A 5,204-nucleotide genomic window follows, 5' to 3' on the forward strand; every position below is an offset into this window, starting at 1 on the left:
GGCGGCGAGATAAGTCCGCCCCTTGGCGGCAAGAACCGGCAAGCTCCGCATCACCCGAACAAGGCCATAGGCTTGGCCCGCGGCCTGTGCGATCAGGCCCTGGTTCTCGCCCTCGGCGCCGACGATCTCCGCCGCGAGGGCGAACAGCCCCCCGGTCGTATCGAAGAGATAGGCGTCCAATGTGCGGGTATCGGGCATGATGGTCTCGCCAATATCGAAGCTACGCGCATCGATAAGCCCGGCAATCCGCTCTCGCGACAATCCGCGGCGCGCAAGTACCGAACCGAAGGCATCGGCCACGGGATGCCCCGTCGCCTCTCCCGCTTCGGCTCGCGCAAGGGCATCGCGCCACCATTGGAGCCGAATAGCGCCAAGTCCAGGCTCGCTGACCTGATCGGCGATCCGGGCCAGTTCGCCGTTGAAGGCGAAAAGCGCGAAGAGGTCGTCCCGCGCCGTTAAGGGCGCGAACAGCGCGGCGATAGCGCGGTCGGGGTCAGCCTTGCGGGCCATCCGGCGAACCGTCGCTGCTCGCTCGCGCTCCATCAGGGCATGGCCTCCGTGGCTTTAAGCGCTCGCCGCGGCCTCTGACTTGCTTTTGGCGGGGCTGGTGCTACCGGAAAAGGCCTCGCGCTGAACGCCGAGAATGAGCTGCATGGGCGATGCGACAAAGATCGAGGAATACGCGCCCACCACGATGCCGAAACACATGGCCACGGCGAAGCCGTAGATCGCCTCGCCGCCAAAGAATAGGAACGGCAGCATTGCGAGAAGCGTCGTCACATGAGTGAGCACGGCACGCGAGAGCATCTCATTGATAGAACGGTCGAGCAGCTCGACGAGCGGCATGCGCTTGTACTTGCGCAAGTTCTCGCGGATACGGTCGAAGATCACGACCTTATCGTTGAGCGAGTAACCGATAATGGTGAGGATCGCAGCGATACTCGACACGTTGAACTCAAGTTGCAGCAGTGCGTAGAGCCCGATGGTGGCCGTGACGTCGTGCACGAGCGAGGCAATCGCCGCGACGGCGAACTGCCACTCGAACCGGAACCACACATAAATCATGATGCCGATCATCGCGACGACTACCGCCAGCGTTCCGCCCGCGATGAGTTCGGACGAAATCGTAGGACCCACTATTTCCGTACGGCGGTAGGTGACGCTGTCGCTCAATGCCTCCTTGACCTTCGCAATCGAGGCTTGCTGCTCCTCCTCGGTCGGCTGAGAGGCGATACGGATCAGCACCTCGTCGGGCGCGCCGAATTCCTGGATCTGGACCTCGCCCAGGCCGAGACCGCTGATTTTTCCGCGAATGTCGGCGAGCTGAGCAGGATTCTCTTTAGTCTTCACCTCGATCAGCGTGCCGCCTTGGAAGTCGATGCCCATATTCAGGCCGACTGTCGCGACAAGCACCAAGGGTACCACTGTGAGAAAGGCGGAAACGAACCACGTGATAGCCCGCTGACCGACAAAGTCGATCTTCGTATCCGGTGGAATAAAGGTGATGCCGCGAAACATGGACGATTCCTAAATTGGCGAAGCTCTAAAGTTGCGAGGCTCTGTCGCGATACGTTCCAAAAAGGGCAATTCCGTTAAAGGGGCAGTTCCTTGGGCCGCTTCCAGCGCAGCCACGCCGCAACCAACATGCGCGTGACCGTCACGGCCGTGAACATTGATGCCAGAATACCGATCGTCAGCGTGACTGCGAAGCCGCGCACCGGCCCCGACCCCAGCCAGAACAGCACCAGTACGGCGATCAGCGTGGTGACGTTCGAGTCGATAATGGTGACCAGCGCGCGCGAGTACCCCGAATCCACGGCCGCGATCGGAGACTTCCCCGACCGCATTTCCTCGCGAATGCGCTCATTGATGAGCACGTTCGCATCGACCGCGATGCCGATCACAAGCACGATACCCGCAATACCCGGCAGCGTCAGCGTGGCCCCCATGAGCGACAGCACCGCGAAAATCAGGGCCACGTTCACAAGCAGCGCCATGTTGGCGAAGGCACCGAATAGTCCGTATGCGACGAACATGAAGGCGACGACCAGGATCATCCCGAAGATGGCTGCCTTCTTGCCGCTCTCGATGGAATCGGCACCGAGGCTTGCGCCGACAGTGCGCTCCTCGATCACGCTCAACTTAGCCGGCAGCGCGCCGGAGCGCAGAAGCACCGACAAATCGTTCGCTTCCTGAACCGAGAAATTGCCACTGATCTGCCCCGTACCGCCCAAAATTGGTTCGCGGATGACGGGGGCGGAGATCACTTTGTTGTCGAGCACGATGGCAAAGGGCAGACCCACATTGTCCTGGGTGGCGCGCCCGAAGCGTTTTGCGCCCGCCGCATCGAACCGGAAGTTCACCACGGGCTCACCCGTGCGTGAATCGAACCCTGGCTGGGAATCAACAAGGTTTTCACCGCTCACCATGACCCGGTCCTTCAGCACATAGGGAACCGGCGGCTCATCTTCGGAGTAGAGCAGCTCTGAGCCCGGCGGCACCTTCTTGCTCAGCGCCACTTCGCCGGCGTTAGCCGAAGCATCAACAAGCTTGAATTCGAGCTTCCCGGTCTCGCCGATCAGCCCTTTCAGACGCTGCACGTCCGAGACACCAGGAACCTGCACGAGAATGCGGTCCCGGCCTTCGCGCTGAATGCTGGGTTCAGTCGTTCCGAAGGCATCCACGCGGCGGCGAATTGTTTCGATAGAGGCCTGGATCGCCGAACTGATGCGGTCGTTCAAGCCGAGTTCGGTGGCCGTCAGCGTGATCTTGTCGCCGCTCTTCGTGACTTCCATGTCGTTGCCGGAGAAGCCGCCGAACACATCGTTGCCGACGGGAGCCGCAATCTTCTTCAGCTCCGTGAAGGCTTTGTCGACATCCTCGGGCTTGCGAATGCGAACGGAGACAGCCCGCGCCGTGGTGTTCTTGTTCAGGTCCACATAGCCGATGCGGTTGCTGCGTAGGGTCTCGCGTATGTCGCCGCGGATCGTGCCGAGCCAATCCTCAACAAGCTCGGCCTCGTCGATGCGGTAGAGCAGATGCGCCCCGCCTTGAAGATCGAGGCCGAGATTGACCTGCTTTTGAGGCACCCAGCTGGGCAGGCCCTGCAAAGCGGAGGACGGGATCAGATTGGGAGCTGCGAAGATGAAGCCGGCGAACACGATGGCGCCAACTAGAATCACCTTCCATTTTTGGAAATGCAGCATTGCCGGATTTATTACTCCAGATCATTCGACGGTTCGGCGCGAGCGCGCTAGTCCGCCGTCTTGGATTCAGATTGGGCCGGGGCGGCACCTTCGCCCTTGCCACGAACTTCCGAGATCGATGTCCGCAGGACCTTGATCCTTACGCCATCGGCGACCTCGACTTGCAGCTCGGCCTCGTCGGCCTTGGCGACCTTGCCAATGATACCGCCAGACGTCACCACGGTGTCGCCACGGCGAATCGCCTCGATCATGGCGCGATGTTCCTTCATCCGCTTTTGCTGCGGCCGGATCATCAGGAAATACATGATACCGATGATCAGAATGGTTGGGATCAGCAGGCTGTTGAGAGCCTCCATAGCGCTCCCCCCCGCCTGCGCATAGGCAAAACCATTCATTGCTCGTCTCTCCCGGTTGGCTTAAGGATGGCCAGAATTGGCCGTTTTGGCGTGTCTCGCAAGCGTACGTGCGAGCAGGCTCCAGCGCGCGATTGTGCGCGACTATACTGAGCTTGTACGCCTTTGCAACGGGGCCGTTATGAACTTTCAGGAACCTATTTCGGGTGTTTTGGAGCGGATCGCGCAAGCGCTGGAGCGGCTTGCGCCATCGGGGCCCGCCAGCCCGGACTTTTCCGGCGCGGGCGCGTTCCTGTTTCAATCGGAATCGGGGACATTTGTCCCGGTACCCACTGTCAATTGCGTGCCCCTTCCGCTTCTGAAGGGGGTCGACCGCAATAAGGATCTCTTGTTCGCGAACACGGAGCGTTTTGCCCGCGGCTTGCCGGCCAATAACGCGCTGCTATGGGGCGCCCGCGGCATGGGGAAGAGTTCTCTGATCAAGGCGACTCATGCCGCTCTGCACCAAACTCATCCCCGGCTGAAGCTGATCGAGATCCATCGGGAGGACATTATGGCCCTGCCCCGCGTCCTTGGGCTGCTTCGCGCCGTACCCGCCGATCGCTTCATCCTGTTTTGCGACGACCTCTCCTTCGAGGCCGTCGATAATTCATACAAATCGCTGAAGGCGGTTCTTGAAGGCGGCATCGAGGGCCGGCCCGCCAATGTTCTACTCTATGCCACGTCGAACCGGCGTCACCTGATGCCGCGCGACATGATGGAGAACGAATCCTCCACCGCCATCAACCCGGGCGAAGCCTTCGAGGAGAAGGTCTCCCTTTCAGACCGGTTTGGGCTCTGGATCGGTTTCCACCATTGCAGCCAGGACGACTATCTCGCCATGGTCAGGGGGTACACGGCACATTTCGGACTCGAGGCGCCGGCGAGCGACCTCAAGCGCGAGGCGCTGGAATGGGCCACCACGCGCGGCAGCCGGTCCGGGCGGGTCGCCTGGCAATTCATCCAAGACTTGGCCGGCCGCCTGGAAAAGACACTCTGAGCGTGAGTGCGACGATGGCTTGAGAACGCGCGCTACCGGCTAGTTGGCCTGCGCCGACATGCTGCTCATATATTTCGTCGGATCTACGGGGCGTGAGCCCTTGCGCAACTCGAAGTGAACTTGAGGCTGGCTGACGGAGCCGCTGGTCCCGGCTTTGGCGATGACCTGTCCGCGTGCAACCTTGTCGCCGCGCTTGACCAAGACCTGATCGTTGTTGGCGTAGGCGGACACCCAGTTATTGGCGTGGCGCACCAGGACGAGGTTGCCGTAGCCTTTCAGCTCGTTCCCCGCATAGGCCACGACGCCATTCTCCGCCGCCTTCACTGGCGTGCCCTGGGGCACGGAGATATCGATACCGTCATTATGTCCGCCATCGGACTTGGTGCCGAAGCCGGAGAGGATGCGTCCCTTGACCGGCCAGCGGAAGTTGGCGCCCGACAACGGCTCCGGCGCAGGAAGCTGACCGTTGCTGGCAACGTCCGCGGACGCAGCCGCTTTAGGTGCGGTCTGCGCCGCGGCGTTCGTGGTCGGCGCCGTGACCGTCGTGGTCGTCACTTTACGTGCCGCGGGCATTGCCGGCATCGCTGGAGCGGGCGGGACATAGGA

6 protein-coding genes are annotated in these 5,204 nt (G+C 61.4%); 1 reads left to right on the forward strand and 5 read right to left on the reverse strand.

Going from position 1 to position 5,204, the window contains the following annotated elements; genetic code table 11:
- The 4 genes from WBQ77_RS03275 to yajC form a co-directional block, all read right to left on the reverse strand.
- On the reverse strand, positions 1-543 hold a 543-nt coding region (locus tag WBQ77_RS03275; protein ID WP_424058917.1), incomplete at its 3' end, for a phytoene/squalene synthase family protein.
- 21 nt (positions 544-564) lie between these two features.
- On the reverse strand, positions 565-1,518 hold the full coding sequence (gene secF, locus WBQ77_RS03280) for a protein translocase subunit SecF (RefSeq protein WP_424058918.1): 954 nt from the start codon (positions 1,516-1,518) through the stop codon (positions 565-567).
- Between the two features lie 74 nt (positions 1,519-1,592).
- On the reverse strand, positions 1,593-3,206 hold the full coding sequence (gene secD, locus WBQ77_RS03285) for a protein translocase subunit SecD (protein WP_424058920.1): 1,614 nt from the start codon (positions 3,204-3,206) through the stop codon (positions 1,593-1,595).
- Between the two features lie 47 nt (positions 3,207-3,253).
- A complete protein-coding gene (gene yajC, locus WBQ77_RS03290) occupies positions 3,254-3,601 on the reverse strand; it encodes a preprotein translocase subunit YajC (protein WP_424042136.1) in 348 nt (115 codons plus the stop codon).
- A 139-nt stretch (positions 3,602-3,740) separates the two neighbouring features.
- Here yajC and WBQ77_RS03295 point away from each other — a divergent pair, with 139 nt between their 5' ends.
- Entirely contained in the window at positions 3,741-4,598 is an 858-nt protein-coding gene (locus WBQ77_RS03295) for an ATP-binding protein (protein ID WP_424042134.1), read from the forward strand.
- Between the two features lie 39 nt (positions 4,599-4,637).
- Here WBQ77_RS03295 and WBQ77_RS03300 read toward each other — a convergent pair.
- Positions 4,638-5,204, reverse strand: a 567-nt coding sequence (locus tag WBQ77_RS03300) for a murein hydrolase activator EnvC family protein (RefSeq protein ID WP_424058921.1), incomplete at its 5' end; no start/stop codon positions are given.

This window comes from Methyloceanibacter sp., from assembly GCF_049590335.1.
Lineage (GTDB): Bacteria > Pseudomonadota > Alphaproteobacteria > Rhizobiales > Methyloligellaceae > Methyloceanibacter.

Excerpts from the sequence above, each read along its gene's own strand:
- yajC (WP_424042136.1), bottom strand. The coding sequence starts at position 3,601 with ATGAATGGTTTTGCCTATGCGCAGGCGGGGGGGAGCGCTATGGAGGCT.
- secD (WP_424058920.1), bottom strand. The coding sequence starts at position 3,206 with ATGCTGCATTTCCAAAAATGGAAGGTGATTCTAGTTGGCGCCATCGTG.
- secF (WP_424058918.1), bottom strand. The coding sequence starts at position 1,518 with ATGTTTCGCGGCATCACCTTTATTCCACCGGATACGAAGATCGACTTT.
- WBQ77_RS03295 (WP_424042134.1), top strand. The coding sequence starts at position 3,741 with ATGAACTTTCAGGAACCTATTTCGGGTGTTTTGGAGCGGATCGCGCAA.